Origin of the sequence: Pseudomonas sp. NBRC 111131 (assembly GCF_001320525.1) — a bacterium.
Classification (GTDB): Bacteria; Pseudomonadota; Gammaproteobacteria; order Pseudomonadales; family Pseudomonadaceae; genus Aquipseudomonas; species Aquipseudomonas ceruminis.
On the sequence record NZ_BCBH01000009.1, the window covers coordinates 63,982 to 87,420 of the forward strand.

A 23,439-nucleotide genomic window follows, 5' to 3' on the forward strand; every position below is an offset into this window, starting at 1 on the left:
CTCATGCCGAATATCAAGTGATAGCCGACAAGGTTATCGAGGAATTTCCTGCAATTCTGTAGGAAAAGCCCTCAAATAAAACATGAAGATCTCAACGGCCACAAAACTGCCCGGGCTCTTTTAAACTACCGTCAGGGCCGGAGCGGGCAGCTACCCGCAGCGTTGTGCATGGATACTATTTGCTCCACTTGTTCTGAGGTGATGGTAGAGCCGTCCAGCTCAAAACTGTAAGTCACACGCCCACGCCCCTCATGCAGCGTGGCGTTATAGTTGTAAATTGGAAGAATATAGTCTGTGTAGGGCTGCACACGCCATACCAGTTCATCTAGATCGGTTTCCTCCAGCACGACCGGGTCGTCGAATACCGTCTCCGCAATGATGTCTTCGCCCGCAAAACCATGTACGGCATACCAGTGGAAGGTTACTGTTTCCCCCGCCTTCAAACCGTAACGACGCAGGTCTTTCACCACAACCCGGATTGCCGGGTCCAGCGGGCTGGGGTATTCATCATCATACAAGGCGTTGCAGGTTAACCACCCAACAGGAGCGCTTGTATTCCCCCCCAGGTACTCAGGCGCATCTGGACGCAAGATGACTGCTTCAACTTCGACAATAGTTGCGGTCGACTTGGCGCGATTGGGGACGCTTGGGCGTTCGACTACATAATGCAGCGGAATACTTCCGTTATTCCGAGCCTCGATATAGCTCCAAGGAATATCTTCTTCTATTTCGTGGCCAATTTCCGCCGCCACGACCACATGATCAGCCTCTTGTATATGCATACCTTCCCAATAGAAGCTGATCACATCTCCTTCTTTCAAGGTTGCATCGACTACTACCTTGACAGTAGCATCTTTCCCTTCATCAACCGGCAACAGCTTATTTTTATTAGCTGATTCACCATAAACTTCAGCCTTGGCCAGCCTCGGGTTAACCGGGTCCGGCCATTCAGGATCAGTTCCGGGGTCTACAGGCCCGACGACTTCCAGATTGACGTCTACTTCAATTTCCATACTGCCCTGAGGAACCGTACCGCGGCGCACTGCATAACTGACATTGGTTTCTTTGTCACCCGTACTCGTTGCACCATATTGATCCCACAACTGCTCGCCCGACAGGGTAAATTCAAGTGGAAATTTTGGCGCACTACCCACCTCCCGCCAGCCCAATGCCAGGGTACCCCAGGTAACTTGCACCCAATCCGTAGGCTTCCAGTTGCTGAACGATGGAACTTGCACCACTACCCCCGTCCAAGCGTCTTCCTGATCAATCAGGCCATCATTCGCCAATGGCACCACAGGGTCCTGGAGCCCGGCAGGCAGGGGGCCTATCGCCACGCCCACAGCCAAAGGCATTGATAGCCTGCTGATGTTACCGGCTTTGTCCACCAGCACATAAAGCACATAGACACCGCCATCCCCGACGTCCTCAATGGCGGTTTGAGGCACCGTCAATTGCTTCGGTAGGTTATCGACCGTATCCGTAACAACGGGCACAACCGAGCCAGGATCATCAGGTACATGGTTTAACCAATAGACATAGACCCTGTCGCCTGCAGCATGAGTGTCGTACTCCGGCAAGGTGACAATAACCTTATCAATATTCCCATCGGTAACATCATAACCCAGCGTAGGCATGGCCGCAGGCACAGCATAGCCATAGGGCGGCACGCGGTCGAATATCAAACTCAATATGTCAGACTCTGTCTCTGTACCATTGTAACGAAGCACCTTATAACTGAAATACTGCGAACCATCCAGCCAACTCTCAATATGCTCTTTAGTTATAGTAACCGTCAATGGAAACAATCCGACATCCGTCCCGGTGTACTGATCACTTGACAGTAATGTTGGCGCACCCCTCTCATCCGTGTGGTAAATTTCAAGAGTATCAAAGAAGTTAGGTGGGGTGGAACCCAGCAACGGCCAGGCTTGAATGGTGATATCAAGAGACTTGGAAGGCTCAGTCAACACCGCGCTGAACACCGTACCATCGGGGTCTGCCAACAGGCTCGAATCTATGCCCGGTTTTTCAAGCGAATCGGCATCCCGCTTTGTTGCCCGATCACGCCTCACTTTCTGGCGCGTTTTTTCAGCTTCTGTATAGGTTCTGCCTTGTTTGTTCATGTTTTAACCTGCCATGGCCAATATCAATTGTTAAGGGCAGCATTCACCCAGTCCAAAGTTAAGCACTTACTGACCAACCACGAAACTGGCATTTTTATCAGTTGACAATAAATGTCGAACCCACACAAAACCACAGCCAAGCTGGTTGCGCTTGCACGCAACGCGCCATGCCTGGCGCACCACAAAAAAGGCCTGCGCATGTGCAGGCCCTGGCATACTAGCAACGATCAAATAACTCACTGACCGAATCAGGCATCCTGCGACGCCAAGCGGTCCACCGCGTCATACCGATAGTTGGCAGTAATGCCTTGCGCAGGCACATGCACCCGCGCCAGGCGCCCTAGTGGGTCATAGGCCAGCTCACGCTTCTCCTCATCCTGAATCAGGTTACCGTCAGGGTCATAGCACAGTTCGATAAACTCCTGCTTGTAAGGAGTCTCTTGCTCTACACCCTGGTTTTCAACTAGCTTTGCCCATTTCATTTCAATACCCTTCAATTGCACCGGATCCCTTTCATCGGTGAACTGATAAGTGACATCGAGCGTGCCACTTTCGAAAGAAGTCCTGACCCGGGTGATATTGTCGCGTCCATCGAAGCGGAATAGCTGAGTTTCTATCTTGTTACCGTAAGGGTCGACAGGCACATACTCGCTCTCGCCTTCGCAGGTGTATTTCGACAACCTGGCCCGGTTATCGTATTCGAAGGTTTCATGGCGCAGCCGCCTTCCATCTTCCTCACCCTCTGTCAACGTTTTACTGTCAATGCCATCCACTTCGTTATACGTTTGCACCAACGTTTGCACCGCGTCGCCGAAATCGAAGCGACGACGAACTTCACGATCGAACTCGTCATAGAACAGTGTGGTTTCCAGGCTGCGCACGCTCCCGTCCGGGTCCTCGGTTTCAGTCAGGATGCTGGCGGTTCTGCCCAGCGCATCATAACCGAAGGTACTGGTGATGTTCTCCAGCGTGGTCTGCTGCAACTGCCCAAACGGGTTGTATTCATAAATCTGTGTCTTGCCCAGCACATCGGTATAACTCAGCATACGGCCTTTCAGGCTGTGCACATACACCATCTCATACGCGTCTGTACCGTCACTGTTTTGGCGCTTTTCAACTTTCAGTTCACCGGTACTGAAATACTCACGTTCGAGCGTCTCGTCGTTTTCGGTACAGTGCAACAGGCGGCCGTTATGTTCGTCGTATACATAGTCCGCTGCTTGGCCGAGCGTCCTGCGGCTTAATGGCTCCTCGCCCAATTGCGGAACGTATTCATAGTCGATGCGGTTTTCTGCTGGCGTGATCACCGCCTCTGGCTGACGCTGCCCGATGCCATACAGCAGGGTGCGCACGCGCCCGCCAGTAACCGACTCGATCATGCGGTCCAAACCATCGAAGGTCTGCGTGCCCAGCACGTGATCCACGCCGTCGGTGCGGTCGAGCACCTTGATCAAGGTTGGCAAATCGTCCTTGCTGTGCAACGCATAGTCGCGGTGTACCACCGAACCATCTGGCAGCGTCTGGTCCACTTGCCTGTCAAATTCATCGTAAGTTGTGGCCGTTTCATATCCCCGTGCATCCACTTCCCGCACGGTGCGCCCTAGGCCATCGTAGAAGTACTGGTGCAAACTCACACGGGCACCTTTGCTGTCCAGGCGCTCGACATCCACGGGTAGCTCGAACAGGTTCAGCCGGGTAACGGTAGTGCCGGTGAGCAGCTTGCGCTTGATGGATTCACGCCACTCCTTGCGTACGGGCCCAAGGCGGTCAGGTAGCCCTACCGGGTCGGTCTGCGTGCAGACACGCACTTTGTCCGGCCCCATTTCACTGCTGCGCTGACGCCAGTCGTCATACTGATACAGGGTCGTCAGCGGCAGATTCTTCAGCTCCAACCAGTCGTATTCGACCTCTTTCACCAAGTTGCCAAGGGCGTCATAGCTAGCACTGTACGTTAACCGTTCTTGTTCCCTGGCTGTTGCGGTGGGGCCAAAGTCCGGGTCCTGGCGCGTCACCCGTACAGCACGGTTTAGCCCGTCAACGTAGCTCCACGTTTGCACCCCTTTCACATCAACCTGCTTCTGCCATGCCTGTTGGCCATCGGACGACAGGTAATAGCTGTAGTTGCGTGACGCCTCGTAGTCGCCGTTAGGGTCGACCGTTTCGCGTGTTACACGGCGCAGTTCGTCATACACGTAGGCAATCTGCACTTTATTGTCGTCATAATTGAGCAACGGTTCGCCAATCAGTATCGAATGCTGCAAGGTGCTGACCTTCTGGGCGTGTCGCGCCAATTCCTCCTTGTTCCCCTTGGCATACTTCAACTCACGGGCCGGCAAAGGTGAGCCGTGGTCGAAGCCAGTCAGGGTTTCCTCAGTCTGGACTGCTGGGTGGCCTTCTACCGAGATCTCACTGTATGCGTATTCAGTGAGGGTTACCTTGCCATTGAGCGTAAGCTTTTGCTCACGGGGACGACCATGCTCCAGCAAATTGAGGGGCTCGTCGTGGTAGAAGGTATCCAACGCCGACAACTGCGTCTCATCACGCACTCGCAGCTGCTGCTCATGGCAACGCAATGACGCGCCGCGTGCATACCCGTCTTTATCCCGCGATGCAACCAACTGGTAGCGATACTCGTTGCGTAACGTTTCGGCGCCAGCTTCCCCAGCCCCCGGAATAACCTCCTCGGTCTTGAGCATACGCTCGAACTTTTCCGGGTCGTCGGCAGCTGGGTAGTACGACATTACTGTCCGCTTGCCGTTGGCTTCTCTTTTTTCCACCAGGTTGCCATGCTGGTCGTAATAGGTAATTTCCACCTCCTCGCGTGAATGGCTGCCCAAACCCTTGCGCCAAGAGGTGGTAGTAGTCTCAACCAGCTGGAAGTTATTGGGCTGATCCTTGAACTGCCGATTGGCAATTTCCGGGTACCCGAGGGTCTGGGTTTCGATACAATCGTTCTGCGTGGTGACCTGCTCGACCATCAAGTGGAAGCGGTTGAATGAGGTCTTGACCGTGTACGCCGGTTTGTCACCCTGGTAATGCGTGGCTGTAGCGTCGTAGAGATAGTCCGCACCTGTGGCTTTGTAAAGGTTGTCCTCCCCGTTATCTTCCCAGGAGATACCGGTGTTGTTGCCCAGGAAATTGTTCGAGCTGAACATGTAGTCGGTACGCACTTGCGGCTGGTTGGCCCCTGGGGTGACCAAGTGACGTTCTACATGAGGCAGTGTCCGGCTGACGCCTGGCAGGTTATGCCCAGCCTCCTTGTAGAAGACTTCTTCAAAACCGTTGACCGGTGTCCACAAACGTTCAATGCAACGTACCGTGCCGATCGTCTTGTATTCGAACTTCCAACGCCCCTTGTCCGCGGTCGGCAAAATAACCTTGACCAGTTCACTGTCGTCGCACTCCAGCGTATAGACAGCTTCGGCCACCGTGCCTGGATTGAGCGTAATCAGGATCTGGCTGAGGTTCGAATAATCGATTTGCAGCAGTTTTCGCTTGCTGTCATCTTCTACCAATGCCAGGCAAGGCACACGCTTGCGTGATATACCTGGCATTGGAGAGGGTACATCCACCTGGCGGTATGCCAAAGTAATACCATGCCCGGTCGGTGCCAACACCCGTATCGGTAATGCCACTTGCCCGGGCGGCTTGCCCGTCTCGGTGATATCGTGCAACCCAAGCACTTCGATCATTTCCGACTTGTGTGCCACACGATAAAGGGTAGTAGTGCCAGCAGAAATATTCTCGAAGTGAAAGCTGTCGATCTTGCGCTCCGGTATCACCGGCTGTTCACCCGGGCCGTTGTCGAACACCTTGAAACGCTCACCGCTGTGCAGGCTGAGCATGTTGCTTTGCGGGTCGTACTCGCTCAGGTTCAAGCGCCAGCCAGCACCAAAGCCTGAGTTCTCGGGGTTCATCGGGTTGAAACCAATGCGCAAGGGCAAGTTGGGGCCGTTCAAGTGATTGGCCACCAATGTAGGCAACTCGAGCGACACATTGTATTGCCCCGTCCGTGGATCGACGCCACCTTGCACGAAGCTCATGAAATTAAATGCATTGGAATGCACCAGCGAATTCGTAGTCATTCTGTTGTTCCTTAACTCAAGAAGAGTACCGCCCCCCTTAGGGGGCAGCCGCGCTCATTGGAACTTCCAGTGCAGAAAGTTTCGGGCGTCAGTCGAGTCTATCGACCCATCGTCCAACTGCTGGCCCCAGTTGATATAGAGCGCACTTTGCGTTCCGTAGTTATCGATCAGCGTAAAATACAACGGTTTGCTCAGCGCCTCACGCCACCTGATATCCTGCTGGTCATACCAGAACCTCATGTCCGAAACGCGTTCGAGCGACACCAGTAATGTGCCTGCAGAGAAATGCTCACCCGTTGCAAATTCTCGATTCAAGGGTGTGCCCGCTTGCTGCAACGCCAACAACTCCATTTGAGCCTGATATTCAATGCGTCGATCAGCGGTGCGCCCCGGCAGTACCCGCGGCACATAGGCAACGCCGACATAGCTGGCGAACGTTTCATCGAGTAATTCACTTTCGTATTTAAGGACTGAAACATGATCGAAGCGTACATCGACAAAACTGCGCTGCCCCCTGGCACGCAATGCCCAATAATGCGTGGTGTATTGCCAATAGTTGTGACCGTCGACAAGGCGTCCATTGCTATCGACGATGTCGAACCCAGCTTGTTGAGCCACGCGTTTTCCCGTAAAAGGGTCCAGGTCTGCGACATCCAGTTTTTTGGGTACCAGCCCACCCAGTTCTACCTCACCATCAGTGGTGTTTTGTGCGTAAGAGTAGAACGTCTTGTTTTCATGGTTCTGAAACTTGGCCCGAATCCAGCGTATCTCGCTTTCTGTGGTCTGAAGGTAAACGGTTACAATGCGCAACGCCTCCTCGTTCCCCTTTACCCCCACCGCCTTTGACTGGTCCTTTCTCGCCTGCGCCTCTTGCGCCTCGTTTGGCGAAACCAATCCTTCGCCAGCGGGTAGGTAATCAAAGCGATTGCGAAACTTACTGGCGGCCCAGCTTCCTCCACCCGGTGGGATTACTTCAGTGTCAGCAGGTAACCACTGGATCGGTGTGCCATCCCGATGGGTAAGCTGCAACGTTGCCAGCTCCGCATCGCTTACCGGATCATAAATAGGGACGCCTTCAGAATCATTAAATGGTTGGGTCTCGATGTGGATATCGACCGCTACCTGTTGCCTGCCATTCGCCCAGGCTTTTTTTCGCGACGTGTCATTAAGGAACAACTTGAAGTGATTCAGGGCCTTCCAGCGTTGGGAGCCGATCGAATTTGACAGGCTCGCATGAACATCATGCTCGATAACAGCAATGCCAGCCTGGCCGTCATAAACACCCGCCACCACACTGACTTCACCCGGGTCCGACTCCGGCGCGGTGTACGTCCCATCGACAAACTCGCCTTTGCCGTACAGCTCCCACACTGTGCTCAGCACCGCAGGGCGGTCACCCCATGTCTCATCCGAGGCCTGACCGGGGAGCGACTCGGTGAGGGTGAACGTTTGCGAGTCAGAAGCGCGCATGTTCGGCACGTAGAAGGGTTGCATCCGCCGCGGCGCGCGCATGGCTAGGATGACCACTGTCGCGTAGCCACTCTCTTCCTCCCAGTTGGTTACCTTGATACGCTGAAGGCGAATGGGTGGATGGTTCGGGGGCGCATCCGGGGTGAAAATGGCATGCGGCGTTTCGTTGTCGTCCGCTGGGTCTCGCACGATGCTGCCGAACGTGTCGCCATCAGTTTCCCACTCCAGCCTTCCACCCTGCGATGCGGTCAGCCGGACGGGGGCGTCGCCCGTGGCCCAAATGACCACCCGCGGCGAAATGACCAAATCGTCCGAAGAAGCGACCACCAACGCCGACTTGCTTGCCCCCTCCTGCACATTGGCGAATTGGGCCTTGATGTTCATCAGACGTTGCCGAAGCGGGAACATGCTCGCAGCGGGCGCCGTGTAAGTGCCAGCTTCGATCTCACCAGAATTGCGTGGGTTTTGCACATCCAGGGCTGTCCAGGCAGCCACCGAATGATTCGCGACCGTGAACTGGGCGCGGTTGCCTGCAGCCACTTTGCCAATGCGCGGTTGCGGCTGACGGGAAAAGGCAGTGGCCTGGACATCGCCGAAAACGATCATGTCGTGGGGGTTATGCTCCTCCTCCTCCAGCCTGACTACGTTTGCATCGGGCAACACCAGTTGCTCCAGTGCAACAGCTGCGCGTTTCTCGGCAAGCGGCGCCCGCTCCCGGCTGATCAATAGGGCACTGCTGTAGTTGGCGGTACCACTCTTGCGCGGCAACAAATAAGGCCAGGAGCCGCTCGGTCGGGTAGCTTCGACACCGTCAACCAGTTGCATGAGCACCATCAGCGCCCCATCGTCGTCCGGGCTTGTACCACCGCCCGCCCCGGCGGGTGCTTGCTGCGCAGCCACATCGATGCGCGTGGTGGACAAGCCGCTATGCCCGAAAATGTCGAATTCCAGCACCGGCAGTGGGCTGTTGATAACCCACTCGTACTGTAACTGCTCGAGGATGAACGCCCCCATCTTCTGCGCAGCGATGCTAGTGCCGCCTAACGTGCAGGTGGCTTCGCTGGCACCGGTAATGTCGAGCACGACCTGGTACTTGTCCAGGTACGGGTGTGGCTGCACTTTCAGGTGCCCATACACTTCGAACTGATAACCCATGCCCATTTCCAGTACATGGCTTCTTCTGAATTGCTCGACGTGGGCCGACATGATCGTCGACGAAACACAATGCCCGGTGAGCAACTCCATACTCACCCGCACCTGGGTCGAAGCACCTGAGGCGCCTTTGAAAGACAACTGCGGCGGGCCCAGGGTGAGGTTTTCGAAGGCCACCTTTTCAGTGCGGGCGACGGGGTCGATAAAATACTCACCCTCGATGATCGGCAAGCCACCCCGCTGATCGAATTGCTCGACGAAATGAGTCTGCAACGCATGATTGACAGCATCACGGCCTAGCGCCAGTACCGCGCCCCAGCCCCGCATGCTGTCGCCTTTTGCCAGCTCTTCGAGCAATGCTTCTTTGGTATGGGCAGTCATGGTCAGGTCCTCGCCGCACTCAGGCTGCTGAAGGCTTTTTTCACCACCTCCATGGCCTCGATCTGCTCAGCGGTGTAAGGAGCGCTGGCGTTCGTGCCATTGATGGCCTGGTTCACTTCATGGAACGTCTGGGCTTCTTCAGAGGTGTACGGCATTGGCAGAACAGCGTAATTCCAATTACCTGATTGGATGCCAACACCGGCGATGATCACGTAGTCACCTTCCTCCGACCCCGGGCTGTAGATACCCGCACCCTCATCAAGGGCTCCTTTGCCCTTGACCACGAACCATTTTGTCTCGTCAGGAGACAGGTCTTGCTCCCCTCCTCCCCAACTCCGAACGGCCAGCACCAGTTTCAGCGCTCCACCTGCTTGTGCCTCCACCTTCAGCGTTGCAGAAGTCGTCGTCCAGAGCACCGTGATATCGATGGTTTCGGTACGATTACCACCGGTAACCTGCACCTGGTCCAGTTGCATGAGCGCGCCAAGTACCGGCCCAGTTTCCGGGTCGCTCAGGGGCGCGACATAGACCTTGACTTGCTTGTCCCTGGGGATCTTCAACTCGTCATATTCGCCGGTTGTAGGGTCACGCAGCTCACCTTTGAAACTGGCACCTTTGGCCCAGACCAATTCCGAATCGACGCTTCCTCCCTCCAACACATAGCGTTGCGGTTGGCCGGGGTTGGAATAGAATGCATTAAGCAACATCGGCCTTACCGCTACGGACTTAGGCACGACAGTGAACAGGGCGCTGCTGCTGGTATCGTCCACCGTTGCAGTGATGATGACCTGACGGAACGTGCCAGCAATGGTGTCTGCTTTGGGCGCTTTGTATACGTCGTTGACGATTTCACCCAACTGCTCAGGCCCCTCGGGTTTTTCGGGATCGTCTGGCAGCGCCTTGACACTCCATTCCACCACATGGGGTTTGGGCGTGAGGGTAAGCGGTTGCGTGCCCCCGGCGATGAGAGTTCTCTCTATCGGGTCGATCGCGAAGGCAGTGAGGGTGGGGGCCAGTTCGCCTAGCATCGTCACATCGCCAGGGTTAGCGAAAGTATCAACTACGGAGCGTTGCTCATTGCGAAAGAGCAGGCCGTTGAGGCGCAGGAGGTCAACAACTTCAAGCCTTCCCGCCAGACGCTCGAAAACGCCCCCAACGCGGCCCTCTACATAGTCTTTGAAAAGGGTGAATTTTCTCTTTGCTTCTTCTGCATATTCACCGCGCGGATCATACTCCCATTCACCGTTAACGGTAACGGGGCCCTTAGTTAGTACAATTACACCGTCTTCCATACTTGTTGAGAAGGAGCAGGATGCACTAACATCAAGGTCCAATGGAGCATAACTTCCCTGCCAATAACCGTTCAGATTTATCTCGATGTAGGTACCGTGTTCAAAGCGTCCTTTATAACACCACGTGCAATCAATTTTACCAGGAGCAAAAGAAAATGAGAGCTGACCCAAATCGCCAGAGACACGGAATCGCATCCTAACTAATGGAAGATCAACAATCCAAAAAAACAATTCCTCGGGATAACGAATCGAGCCCGCTTTCGCCTCCGTGTAGAAGCCCGATGAATTTTTTGTGTATGTAACTTCACTGGGGACATAAGCCGTACCCGCGAGGCCGTCCAACAAACTATTTAGAACGTTTTTTACCCACGTTTCGTCACTCAGAACAACGCTCAAAGAATACGGATCACCCGACTGCCGCTGAGGCAGTAAATACGGCATGTCCTCATCGCCCCCAGGAAACCCACCATTTGTGGCGCCATTGAACGCTACACCCACAATGACCGCACCCTCTTCCAGGTCTGCCTGGTTCGTACTGGCCACCGGGGTCCCCGCCTTACCCAGGGAGTGCGTGCGAACCCTGAAGGAGGTCGGGTTCAATGCGCTCTCCACAGGTGCCAGCGTATTCAACTCCCAAATTTGCTCGCCCCTCTCGGGATCCTTCAACTGCGCTTCAATCAATTCCCCCAACTTGATGTTCAGATCTTCCCATTGGCTCACTTCAAAGTAATAAGCACTGCTCTCCGACAAGTCCAGGTACACGCGACCGTCTTCATCAACCACCCCGCCTTTGCCCTCGTTGAGCTTGATGTTCATCTTCACGCGAGGCGCGCTCAGCGGGTCAAGGTGTGAGATACCCACCAGCGTTGGTAACTGCGCACCTTGCTCCCGGCTCCATTCGGTCAGCTTGCCGCCCACCACTGGCATGCTCAGGGCGGCCATCGAGCTGCCTATACTCGAGTTCTCGAACGACAGTACTGGTGGACCGAACGTAAAGTTGGACAGCCGGGAAAACTTGCCGTTCTCCGTCTGCGCTTCACCCGATACCGGTTCGATCCAGGCCTTTCTATCAGCGCGTAGAATATGCTCCTGCATCAGCAGAAGGTTTGCTTTTTTGCGGTCATAGACCAAAAGTGCACCCCAACCGTGGGTTCGCGGCGCCTCTTTCAAATAGTTGTAATATTGCTCTAGTGTTGGTCTGGGCATGATAGTTCTCCATATAACGTAGCCGCACGATTTCTCTGGACCCTGCGCTCAACAAAAGCAAACAGTCCGGAAAGAAATTACGGATTAAGGGGCGTCGACTGGGACGGGTATTTCAAATAAAAAGCTCCTCCATTGAAACTCACTCGAGCATACAAGGTGAAGCGCTCGCCTATTTTCAGCTTTCGGAGTTCCGACTTCGGCAACCTTTCATCATTCACGCCATTACTCACTTCGGCATCGGTAATTGGCTTTTCGTCCCGAACAATGAACTGCACCGGGTTATCCCGAGAGTCCACCCCTTCCATCACGATGGTCAGCAGTTGCTCCCGGGCAATAAACGGCCAGGTAATCATGTTCAACCTGGCTCCCGCTTCAGGTAACCGGCTGAGGTAAACAGGGCCATCAGTCAAATCGACCGTCGGCAGCGTTGCGCTATCCAATGGCTTGATACGCAACCTGTAAGGCATCGAATCGATCGTGTCTGATCCCTTCGACAGCCTGTAGAACACGTTGAACCTCCAACTGGTGTCCGCAGGAGTACGCCCCATATTGCCAGGCACCTGTTCGGGCGGAATAAAGAAACGCAACGGCCTATCCGGGGAGGCGGGCTCTTTGGCCACGTATTCACCAAGCGGCCCAATACCCACCCAATGCACATGCAGCGCCTCACCGGGCAGCGTGATGCCGGGCGGCACATTGACGTAAACACCAGATACAGACAGATCAGCCAATATATTACCGCTGTCGGATGCGCCATCCGCCGTAGCGCCCTCAATCAAGGGCACATTCAGCACGCGTGCATTTTGCACAGCGACTTGCAACACTTCTGAACTCAGTGCTTCACCCTCGCGCCCATACAGGTAAGACACGCTTACATCAGTGCCTTGGCTGACAGCCAGGATTCCCGGGCTAATATGAAACGGGATCGAATCGGCTGCCCGGGTGCTAGGGTCGACCCGCGCCGATGGCATGTACAGCTGGCCTCCGGGGATGGACCACTGCAGGGTGAGGTAATCTGAATCCGCAATGCCAGGATAATCCGACAGTTTGACCAGCAGGCCATCGGGGAAGCGCCCCGGGTCCAGCGGATCGCCTTCGACGTGCCCTTCGATCGTGGGTTTTCCAAGATAGCCTGGCAGAGTGCTTCTGGAGTCGACCTGCAGCCGTTGCACCGGCGATTTCAAACGCCCCCCCACTGCAAATGCGATCTCATAAGAGGCAAGTACATAGCCTGGGTCAACCCATTCAAGGTCACCCTTGGGTACCGTGCCACTGATTGCGCTTTCTCCAAAGTGCTCCCCTGCGACGGTTACTTCTTGTTTCCACGTGGTGTCGAGAAAATCGTCCGGTGTATAGCATTCGACTGTCAGGGTAACCTTGTCACCTATCTGCATCGCCTGATAGTGGGGCACTACAACACGCATCCCTGAACTCGGTAGGTTGTCAGGCTGAATAATCAAGCCATGAGAGTCCACCACTTGCAGTACAGACAGCGTTTCAACTTGTCCGCGGGGCCTTACCCCGATATAGCAAAAGGTTCGTAATGATGCTGCTTCATGCGTGGAGCCATCCGCCTCACTGGTGTAAGAATAAAACGCCTCCCCCCCCGCAGCATCTGTGATATAGCTGTTGGCAATTTCGACTTCGAGGCCATCTGCTAAATGCTCGCGCTGAAGCGAATAGCCCGCCGTATGGTCATAGGCTTCACCGGTAGCGCTACGACCTAACCAACGTACCACCACGTAGTCGTTTTCCGCCATGCCCGTGTACTTGATTAAGGTCTTCAATGACTCATCGCCCAAAGCATTCAGGTCAATTTCATTGAATGAAGTTAATCCCTCAATCGTGGGCGCCTCCAGAGCCTCGTCTTGATCTAGCCGCTTATTCATGTCGCGAATGCCAAAAAGTGTTGAGGGACTGCACGCCGCGTAGATAAGCAGACGTACTCCGCCTTTTGCCAGCTCTTCGAGCAATGCTTCTTTGTGTAGGTCTGGCCATAACCGTTCTCCATATAACGTAGCGGCACGATCTCTGTGAACGCTGCACTCAAGAAAAGTAAACATCCCGAATAAAAATTAAAAACTGTTGCGTGCTTGCACGCCGCTTGAATAAGCAGGTGCACGCGTCGAGTAGATAAATAAATAGAGCGTTAACGGCCCTGTTCCAGCTTGTCACCCACCTTGGTTGCTCGCCAGAACAGTTTTAGAGGAGTCTCCCCTGCTGCACAACTAGCAAAATTAACAGGTAGCCCACACGCCACCCCTGGCGGCGAAGGTAGGCGTACCTGGTAATTCTGCCAGGTGTGCACATCATTTTTTTATCCTAGCCTTCATGGCAGACCACTTGTTTCGGATGACGCCTGACGCCCTCACGGCAGTGATGGGGAGCGCCAACTCGCCCCCCTGAGGATGCCCGGTACAGGCCCCATAGCGTCACACCGGCTATTCAACGCATACCGCACACTCAGGAACCCCGCACCATGGCAACTACATCGAATGCCTTCAATTTTTCAAGTTTCATGCAGAGCAGTGTCGACCCTCGTACTGGCCTGTACACACTATCCATTGCTCTTCCGGCGTTGAACGCCAACGACCTGTGCGGCCCCGACCTGCCGTTGCAATTGAGCTTTAACCCAATGAGCAACGATAACAACGGGTTTGGTATTGGCTGGAACCTGAAACTCAGCAGTTTCAACATTACCACCGGCATGCTCTCATTACACACCGGTGAATCGTTCAAAGTTGCAGACAACGGACCTGGCAATGCGCCCGTTATCGCAGAAAAAAAACTGGATAGCTTCCACTTCAACAATATCAGCAAAGGCGATAGAATACGCATTCGTATTGCACATAAAGGCGGCCTGGTCGAAATACTCGAGCCCCAGACCAATGATACTGTCACCGCCGTGCCTGTGCGCGTCATCGGTGCTTCCGGCCATGGTATTAACCTGGACTACGATAAGACCAAGAGCAAGGCACGCCTGCAATCCATCACCGATGACACTGGCCGTACACTGCTGGAAGTAAAATACCCCACTGCTATCCGGGCGGAGTTTACGATCAACCCGACGACAAGCAGCCCGGCCCGGTACACACTGGACCTGGAGGACAATGAACTGCGAAAAATCACCCTGCCTACATCAAGTGAAGAATACTGGGAGCTGAAGTACAAGCTCTACGATAAACTGCCCTTCTTGAGCAGCGTGGAAAACCCTGATAAAGGTGTGGAAACGATCACTTACCACGAAGGTACCGGGGGCCATAAGTACCCTGGTATCGCGCGGTATTTACCTTCAGTCGATGAGCACTGGATCAAGCCTGATATACGGGACGAGCGCACTCACATACTTACGAAATACACATACTCCAGCAACAATTTCCTGGGTAACGGCACAGGCCTGGTTTATGGAGCTGAAGACGGGACGGACCAACTCTACCGCTTTACAGGCACTGCCTTTGAATACAGCTCTACCGCCGAGCATTATCGGGATGGAAAAACCTACCGGACGGTCGTAAGTATATTTAATCGCTTCCATTTGATGACATCCCAGATCACCACAGACAATGGCTGTATCGAAACCATCACAACGAAGTATCACGAAGAAGATAACAAACCGTTCAAAGACCAGCCTGAGTACTTCCAGCTTCCAGACACTGTGACAAAATCCTGGACGAAGGTGGGTGACCCAACGGTAGGTGACCAGGAACAAACGAAAACCACCTACGACCGCCATGGCAACTTGTTGACGGAACTCAAAGCTGACGGCACACGCATGGTACGTAATTATTACCCTGGTGCGGATGACCCGGAGGAATTCGAACGCAATCTCGAGTCCGTCGTCATCTACCCTGCAGCCCCATCCACCCCAGGCGAACCGCTAGCCCAGATCATAAGCAGTGAATTCATCTATGCCTGCCTGCCGGCACTGCCACAGGCTGACCCCGACCTGAACATGCCCGGATGGCTGTCGCTAGAACAGGAATATATCTTCGAGGGGGAGGGCGAGGGCGAAGCGCGCCAGTTGCTGAATACCAAAGTCCGCCGCTATCTGAATAAAACCGACACCCCGTTCCTGCATGGCCGGGTGGACCAGCAAGACATGCAGATCAACGGTGCAATCACCACCAGCAACTGGAAGTACGAAAAGGTCAAGGACGGCAATAACCAACTCACCTGGAGCCGCAGCACCGAAACCTTCACTGATCATACTCACACGCTAGTGAAAAAAACGGCCACCACTTATTCCCTGCACAACGGTCAGGTGGTATTGGAGCACGATGCCAATGACGTATTCACAGGCTATGAGCATGACGTACTGGGCCGTGTAGTCGCAGAAATCGCAAGCCCATGCACCCCCTATGCCACCACGCGCACCACCGCCTACAAGCTACTCGACGACGGCGGGCGCAAACGTAGTTGTGAGGAAGCCACCGACAGCAAGGGCGTCGTCACCCGCACCGTATTCGATGGCAGCCACCGCCCCATCCGGGAAGAGCGTAAAGCCTGTGACGCCGTGACAGGAGAGATCGTGACGCGCACGGTAGCCGAGCTGAAGTATGACTCGGCGGGCAGCCTGGTGAGCAAAATCGGCTATGACTACCTGCCGGACAAAGACGGCAAGGCGCAGCCGCGCGTGCTCGAGCTGAAGTCGAGCTACGCGTACGACGGCTGGGGCCAAATGTGTGAAGAAGTGCGCCCCGACGGCATCAAGGAATGTATCGACGCTACGCCGCTCGAGCCTGGTGGCCAACTGGTCACCCGCTGGATCGAAAGCCCAAAAGCGCCCGGGCAGAGGCTGCAACAGACCGTCAGTAAGCTCAATCGCTTCAGCAAACCGATTTACGAGTACCGCCTGCTGGAGGAAGAGGTGGATTCCCCCGAGGGAGGTAAACAGCGGGTTACACGCGAGGCCGGCCGCACTGACTACACCTACGACGGGCTCGGCCGCTGCCTGAGCCGGATCGAATCTATCCTGGACCCGAGAGACGACAACCAGGTCATCACACGCACCAGCAAGTTCACCTATGACGCCTTGGGCCGCATGACCAGCAATCAGCGGCCAGATGGCACGAGCTTGGTACGCAAGTTCGCCCCCCACAACATGGGCGAACTGGTCACTGAACTGCAGTTGAAAGAGAACAGTAACGCACCTGAGCAGATGCTCTGCGAGCGCAAGTTCGACGGGCTTGGCCGCCTGGTACGCATGACCGTGGGTTCGCGGGTGGAGGAGTACACCTATAAAGGCACGACCCAGTTAGTCGACACGCGCACGGCGTTCAGCCTGCAGGCCACAGGCAAAGGCACCCGCAAGCGGGTGATCGGCTATGAGTACAAGCCAGAGCTGACCGAGCAACCCAGCAAGCTTGTTGCAACACTGGAGGACGAGGACGGCCGTACCTACCAGGAAGAGCAACAGAGCGCAGACTTCGAGTATGACGACAAGAGCGCAGAAATTACCCACGCCAACAATCCACTGGGTAAACGCCGTTATGTGTACACCGAACAAGGCGACCTTCGCGAAGAACACCTGACCGACACTGAAGGTACGCCTTACAGCGTCATTTACCAGCAGTCCTGGCAAGGCCTGCCGACACAGCGCAAGCACAGCGATGGCCAAGCCTGTGACTATGACTTCGATGAGCACGGTCGGCTGGTGTCGGTGTTACAGGGCAATCTCAAGTCGACGCTGAAATACTCCGAAGACACCGGCCTGCTGGAGACCACCGAAACCCGCGACACCAGCAACTCCGACGCGCAACAGCAACCTGTCACTCTGTGCACCCAGCACTATGACAGCCTGGGCAGGGAGACCCGCCGCACCTTGAGCGTCAACGGCAGGGCACGCCAACTGGTACAAGTGTGGCAGGACGACGACATGCTGCATTCGCGAACCCTTTGGGAAGGCGGGCAAAAACTGCGTGAAGAAAAGTACGAGTATGACAGCCTTGGCCGCCTGACCAAATACGATTGCCCTGTCGAAACCGCCAGCGGCCGGCAGATCACAACCCAAATGTTCAGGTTCGACGCGGTAGACAACATCATACGCTGCCGCACAACGTTCAATGACCGCGAGCAGGACGATGCGCAGTTCACCTACTGTGCTCATGACGGGTTCCGGCTGGAAAAGGTCACGCATAGTCTGCCCTCTGAAGGCTGCGCGAAAGAACAGACCTTCAGCTACGACGAACTGGGCAACATGCTCAACGATGAGTGCGGCAATGCTTTGTACTACGACAGCCTTGGCCGCCTGAGCCAGGTGCAGGATGCCAACCGCAAAGTGGCGGCACAGTACGGCTATGACGGGCATGATCAGCTGCTTTATTCGGGCACGGACGCGCGCAAGATGCAGCGCCGCTACGTGGGCCATAGCCTGGACAGCCTATTGGAGGACGGCCTGCTCACCGAGTACCTGCACGCCGGTGGCCAGCCTCGGGCACAGCAACAAGCCGGCAACGCCACACTGCTGCTTACCGACCATGCAGGCAGCGTGAACACCGAGTACGATGCCGAAGGTACGCGCCATGCCCACTACGCCCCGTACGGTGAACAACTGCCAGACGACGCCGAGCAGCCCTTGCGCAGCCTGCTGGCCTTCAACGGCGAAGCCCGCGAGCACGCTTTGGGTTGGTACCTGCTGGGCAGCGGCTACCGCGCCTACAACCCTGGCCTGATGCGCTTTCACAGCCCAGACTCGATGCCGCCTGAGGAGGCCGGCATCAACCCGTACGTGTATGCCCTGGGCAATCCGGTTTACTGGCACGACCCCACCGGCCATCGCGGTGAACCCGTGACCCGTGGCCGCCAGGCACCGCTGGAACGGCGCATAGAAGAAAAACCCAAGGTACCTTGGTATGCCTGGCTGGGCCTCGCTGCTGCCGCCGCCATTTTCGTCGTATCGGCGATCGCAATGCCTTGGTCGGCTCCGGCCACCATCGGCGTGACTACCAGCTATGTCGTTGGCGTCATCGGCGTGGCTGCCAACGGGGCCGCTGCGGTCCTGCAGGGGGTGGCGACAGCGTACATGTACCAAAACCCGGAACTTTCGAACCTGCTGCAGAACTTCGCGACTGTGTTCTCCGTTATCGGCATGTTTGCGGCCGGGTATGGAGCCGCGGCGACGAAAGGGGGGATGAAGGCGGCCCAGACAGGTGCCGGGCAGAGCGCAGGGGCTGCTGGCTCCAATATAAATGTGACGGTAAACGCCAATGCAACTGTTAGTAGAGCCACAAGCGCCAGCCGGAGCATGCTCGGAGGTAACTCGCCGTGGAGTCTGGGTGCGCCGAACCTGGCACCGGCGCGGGCGCCTGCGCGAGTGTGGCGCTCTGCATGGTGGGCCAACATGCCGGCCAACAGCAATGAAACTGTATCAAGCCTCGCGCGCAGCAGCTCAATTTCAAATCTACGACCACCCGTAAGCCCTGCACCGAGTGCAGAAATGAAACCTTTCTTCTCCGGGCTATCAGAGGTGATCACCAAGCCTACCGGTACGCCACCACCACCTCCCTCAACCCCTTGGGGCTATGTCATTGTAGGTCGAAATAAAGGACGGGGTTACGGGCCAGCTGGTAGCGGCAAGTTTGGGCTTATGCCGTAATTTTTTTAGCTGTAGCCCGCTGCCCAAAGGCAGCGGGCACCTACCCGCCCCGAACCGTCACTGCATCCAATACCCCTCGCAACAGCTGATTATTCCTACATCTCATACCTGCCCCTCCCACCTACCCTGCCCCTGCCTGTAAACCGTGACCCGGCAGCACCCCTGCCTACACACACCTCCATATCCAGCTTCAGGCGCCCGCCACGAGCCCACCTGTGCATCGTCCGTCGGCGCCGCTCAGGACACGCTCATGCTCCAGCCCGAACGGCGCAGGCTATTGCCGTTGCGCCCGCGCCTCGCCCCGCTGCCGCCGCTGCTTGGCGGCTGCCTGGCGTTGGCCCTTGCCCACCCTGCCTTGGCAGCCCCGTCCGACCTCGCCTTCCAGCCCGGCTTCATGCGCCAGGCCCCCGGCCAGCCCGCCGAGGCCGGGACCCTGGCGCTACAAAACCTAGCCACCCAGGCACTCTTGCCGCCGGGGCGCTACCGGGTGCAGGTCTCGCTCAACTTCAGCCCCCTGCACGAACAGGACATCGACTTCATCGAGGGCCCGAATGGCAAAGGGTTGCAGCCCTGCCTGACGGCCGAACTGCTACGCACCCTCGACCTGCGCGAGCAGGCCCTGGAATCACCCCTGCCAGACGACGACAGCTGCGTGGACCTGGCGCAGCTGGTACCACAGGCCAGTGCCGATTTCGACCCCGCCCAGTTGCACCTGTCGCTGTCGATCCCGCAAATCGCCCTGCGCCAGGACCGTTCGGGCAGCGTGCCCGAGGCCCGCTGGAGCAATGGCATCAACGCCGCCTTCATCAGTTATCAGGCTTCGGCCCAGCACAGCAGCCAGCGCGATGGCCGCAGCCGCAGCAGCCAGGACCTGTACCTGAACAGCGGCCTTAACCTAGGGCCCTGGCGCCTGCGCAGCAAACAGGCACTGCGTGAGGACGCCGATGGGGCACGCCGCTGGACCCGTAGCGACACGTTCGCGCAGCGCGACCTGCCCGGCCTGCAGGCCAACCTCACCCTGGGCGAAACCTTCACCAACAGCGACATGTTCCGCAGCGTGCGCTTCACAGGCGCGCAGGTGGCGTCCGACACAGGCATGCTGCCCGATGCAATGCAGCATTACGCACCAGTAATCCGCGGGGTAGCCCAAAGCCGTGCCAAGGTAGAAATCCTACACAATGGCTACCCCATCTATTCCAGCTACGTTGCCCCCGGCCCTTACGCCATCGACGACCTCAGCGTAGGCTCTGGCCATGGCGAGCTGGAAGTGGTCATCACCGAAGCCGATGGCCAGATCCGCCGCTTCACTCAACCCTACTCGAGCATGGGCAGCCTGCTGCGCGAAGGCGTGTGGCGCTACAGCGCGACCGTGGGCCGCTACGACGGCGCCGAACAACTCGACGACCCGCTGTTCTGGCAGGCCACCCTGGCCCGCGGTGGTGTCTGGGACACTACGTTGTATGGCGGTGTGCTTTCCAGCGAGTACTACAACGCCAGCGTACTGGGCATGGGCCGCGACATTGGCCAGATAGGCGCGTTGTCGTTCGATGTCACCCGTTCCTCCAGCGCCCTGGGCGCCACGCTGGGCGATGCTCACGGCCACAGCTTTGCCTTGCGCTACGGCAAAAGTTTCCAGAGCCGCACCAGCGTGCGCTTCGCCGGTTATCGCTACTCGACCGAGGGCTACCGCGACTTCGACGAAGCTGTGCGGCAACGCAGTAATGCCAGCAGCTACCTTGGCAACCGCCGCAGCCGCCTGGAAGCATCGGTGTACCAGAGCGTCGGGGACCGAAGCGCACTCAACCTGACCTTATCTCAGGACACCTACTGGCAAACCAGCCACCAGCGCCGCCAGTACCAGTTGCAATACACCACCCGCCTGGGCAAGGTCGCGGTCAACCTGTTTGCCTCGCAGGCCCTGGACTCAAAAAACGACGACAGCCGCATGTTCGGCCTGAGCTTGAGCATGCCACTGGACTTTGGCCGCCAGCAACAGGCCAGCTTCGACGTGCGCAACAACAATGGCCGGACCAGCGAACGCGCCAGCCTCAGCGGCGGCTTGCTGGACAACCAGCTCAGCTACAGCACCTTGCTGGCCAACGACGGCCAGGGGCGCAACAGCGGTGGGCTGTCTATCAACTACCAGGGCAGCCAGGCCAGTGTCGGCATGGGCTACAACCAAGGCAACGACTACCGCAGCATGTCGGTGAACGCCAGCGGTGCCGTGATGCTGCATGGCGACGGCCTGGTATTTGGCAGCCACCTGGGCGAAACCATGGCCCTGGTCCACGTGCCCGATGTATCCGGCGTCGGCGTACAGAGCACCGCCTCGGCGCGTACCAATGCCCAAGGTTATGCACTGGTGCCGTACCTGCGCCCCTATCGGCTGAATTCACTGGTACTGCAAACCGACGACCTTTCGCCGGAAGTGGTGATTGGCAATGCCAGCCAGCAAGTGGTGCCGCGTCGCGGCGCGGTGGTCAAGGCCAGCTACGAAACCGAGCATGTGGCCCGCCTGGTGCTGACCCTGCGGCAGGCCAATGACCAACCCGTGCCGTTTGGCGCCCAGGTGTTCGATGCCAGTGGCCAGAGCCTGGGTGTGGTCGGCCAGGCTGGCCAGGCGCTGGTGTCTACCCGCACCACAGGCCCGCAAACCATACGCGTGCTGTGGGGCGAGGCCAGCGATAAAGCCTGCACACTGGACATCGACCCGCAAGCACTCGCACAAGAGGGTGGCTATCGCCTGCAAACCCTGCACTGCCAACTGCCCGTAGCCAGCAGCCAGCCCCTGCTGCCCGGCGACAATACCCAGGAAATGCTCTGATGACCGCGTTCACCTTCAACATCGACCGCAGCTTGCGCCTGACCGCCTGCTGCCTGGCCCTGGGCCTGTTCTCTGGCAACGCTTACGCCAATTGTACGTTCCAGACGAGCGCCACCTACATGACCTACGTGCGTGACATGAACACATTCTGGGTACCCCGCGATGCCCCAGACGGTACCGTGATCGGTACCTACACAATGAACGCGAACAACAGGGAAGGCGCCAGGGCCTCGTGCGTGTGGGACCCTGCCAACCCGCCCAAGGCAAGGCTCAATAATACCGCGCCAATCTTCTCTGGCACCTTGCCCCCCGTGGGTGGCAAGAACATCAATGGCCACGTCCTGGAAACCAACATCCCCGGGGTTGGTGTGTACTTGGAGCTTGGTGCGCCTTTTGACGGCGTGACCAACAACTCCTTCGCCCCTGATCCTGGCACCTCCCCTGTCATACCCTATTCGGGGACCATGCGAGACCAGCCTTTCAACGTCGTGGTGTCGACTATCCGTGGCAATGCCTGGCTCATCAAGACCGGGCCAATCGCACCCGGCCCCCAATACATCAACAGCACCATGTTTCATGGGGAACTGCATAACCTGGGCGAGGTCTTGGAGTACCAGATAACCGCCACGGTGAACCAGGCGCAGTGTTCGCTGAAATCCAACTCAGTGAGCCCCGGTCTGGTGAACCTGGGCAATTACACCCCTGCCGATTTCACAGGGGCAAATCCCGCGACCCCGCCCGTGCCCTTCCAGATAACACTCAGCGACTGCGAAGACGCCAGCGCTCCCAACCCCGCGCCCGCGAATGTGTACATCGAACTGGATGGCGCCAATGGCTCGGTGCCGACCGTTCCAGCCGAGGGACGCTTTAGCCTGGGTGGCGCTTCAGATGCCGCCGGGGTGGAAATCCAGCTGCTGCGTAGCGATGGCTCGCCCATGCCACTGCAATCAGAGCAAATGGTCAAGCCAATAAGCATCGGCACTACCCATCTGGACTTCCAGGCGCGCTACTACCAGAGCGCACCAGTGATAACCCCGGGCGTGGCCGAGGGGGGGCTGACCTTTACCGTAAGCTACAAATAACGCGCAAAAAAGGCCGCTGGGTGAACACCCTGCGGCCTGTGTGACGATAAAAACAAATGATCGGAAACGAAAAAAGACGCCGAAGCGTCTTTTTTCGAAGATTCACAAGGTTTGATTCAACCCCGTAAACCTGTATTTGGAGCGGGAAACGAGTCATGCACTAGAGCGCTAAGTCTCTGTTTCCCAATCACTTTCTCCACTGTGGTGATCAGCGAAGAACTCAATTA

General features: G+C 56.8%; 8 protein-coding genes. 3 read left to right on the top strand and 5 right to left on the bottom strand.

Features of this window, described 5'->3' with window-relative positions:
• Positions 1 to 131: 131 nt before the first annotated feature.
• The 5 genes from APH34_RS11010 to APH34_RS11030 all read right to left on the bottom strand — a co-directional run bounded on the left by APH34_RS11010 (position 132) and on the right by APH34_RS11030 (position 13,685).
• The gene (locus APH34_RS11010; RefSeq protein WP_054901188.1) at positions 132 to 2,126 is read right to left on the bottom strand and encodes a hypothetical protein; all 1,995 of its coding nucleotides are present in this window, start codon (positions 2,124 to 2,126) and stop codon (positions 132 to 134) included.
• A 248-nt stretch (positions 2,127 to 2,374) separates the two neighbouring features.
• Positions 2,375 to 6,211: an RHS repeat domain-containing protein gene (locus APH34_RS11015; RefSeq protein WP_054901189.1), complete on the bottom strand. Its 3,837-nt coding sequence runs from the start codon at positions 6,209 to 6,211 to the stop codon at positions 2,375 to 2,377.
• Between the two features lie 54 nt (positions 6,212 to 6,265).
• Entirely contained in the window at positions 6,266 to 9,214 is a 2,949-nt protein-coding gene (locus tag APH34_RS11020) for a hypothetical protein (RefSeq protein WP_054901190.1), read from the bottom strand.
• A 2-nt stretch (positions 9,215 to 9,216) separates the two neighbouring features.
• Positions 9,217 to 11,712: a hypothetical protein gene (locus tag APH34_RS11025; protein ID WP_054901191.1), complete on the bottom strand. Its 2,496-nt coding sequence runs from the start codon at positions 11,710 to 11,712 to the stop codon at positions 9,217 to 9,219.
• Positions 11,713 to 11,789: 77 nt separating this feature from the next.
• Positions 11,790 to 13,685 carry a hypothetical protein gene (locus tag APH34_RS11030; protein ID WP_054901192.1) on the bottom strand — a complete coding sequence of 632 codons (1,896 nt, stop codon included), beginning with the start codon at positions 13,683 to 13,685 and terminating at the stop codon, positions 11,790 to 11,792.
• A 506-nt stretch (positions 13,686 to 14,191) separates the two neighbouring features.
• Between APH34_RS11030 and APH34_RS11035 the strand changes: the two genes are divergently transcribed.
• From APH34_RS11035 to APH34_RS11045, 3 genes are all read left to right on the top strand, one after another.
• Positions 14,192 to 19,306 carry an RHS repeat domain-containing protein gene (locus APH34_RS11035; RefSeq protein ID WP_054901193.1) on the top strand — a complete coding sequence of 1,705 codons (5,115 nt, stop codon included), beginning with the start codon at positions 14,192 to 14,194 and terminating at the stop codon, positions 19,304 to 19,306.
• Positions 19,307 to 19,556: 250 nt separating this feature from the next.
• On the top strand, positions 19,557 to 22,130 hold the full coding sequence (locus tag APH34_RS11040; RefSeq protein ID WP_054901194.1) for a fimbria/pilus outer membrane usher protein: 2,574 nt from the start codon (positions 19,557 to 19,559) through the stop codon (positions 22,128 to 22,130).
• Entirely contained in the window at positions 22,130 to 23,212 is a 1,083-nt protein-coding gene (locus tag APH34_RS11045; protein WP_054901195.1) for a fimbrial protein, read from the top strand. The genes APH34_RS11040 and APH34_RS11045 overlap by 1 nt, the downstream gene beginning before the upstream one ends.
• Positions 23,213 to 23,439: the final 227 nt, after the last annotated feature.

Bases quoted from the DNA above. Each gene is read 5' to 3' on its own strand.
- APH34_RS11010 (WP_054901188.1), bottom strand. From the start codon at position 2,126: ATGAACAAACAAGGCAGAACCTATACAGAAGCTGAAAAAACGCGCCAG.
- APH34_RS11015 (WP_054901189.1), bottom strand. From the start codon at position 6,211: ATGACTACGAATTCGCTGGTGCATTCCAATGCATTTAATTTCATGAGC.
- APH34_RS11020 (WP_054901190.1), bottom strand. From the start codon at position 9,214: ATGACTGCCCATACCAAAGAAGCATTGCTCGAAGAGCTGGCAAAAGGC.
- APH34_RS11025 (WP_054901191.1), bottom strand. From the start codon at position 11,712: ATGCCCAGACCAACACTAGAGCAATATTACAACTATTTGAAAGAGGCG.
- APH34_RS11035 (WP_054901193.1), top strand. From the start codon at position 14,192: ATGGCAACTACATCGAATGCCTTCAATTTTTCAAGTTTCATGCAGAGC.
- APH34_RS11040 (WP_054901194.1), top strand. From the start codon at position 19,557: ATGCTCCAGCCCGAACGGCGCAGGCTATTGCCGTTGCGCCCGCGCCTC.
- APH34_RS11045 (WP_054901195.1), top strand. From the start codon at position 22,130: ATGACCGCGTTCACCTTCAACATCGACCGCAGCTTGCGCCTGACCGCC.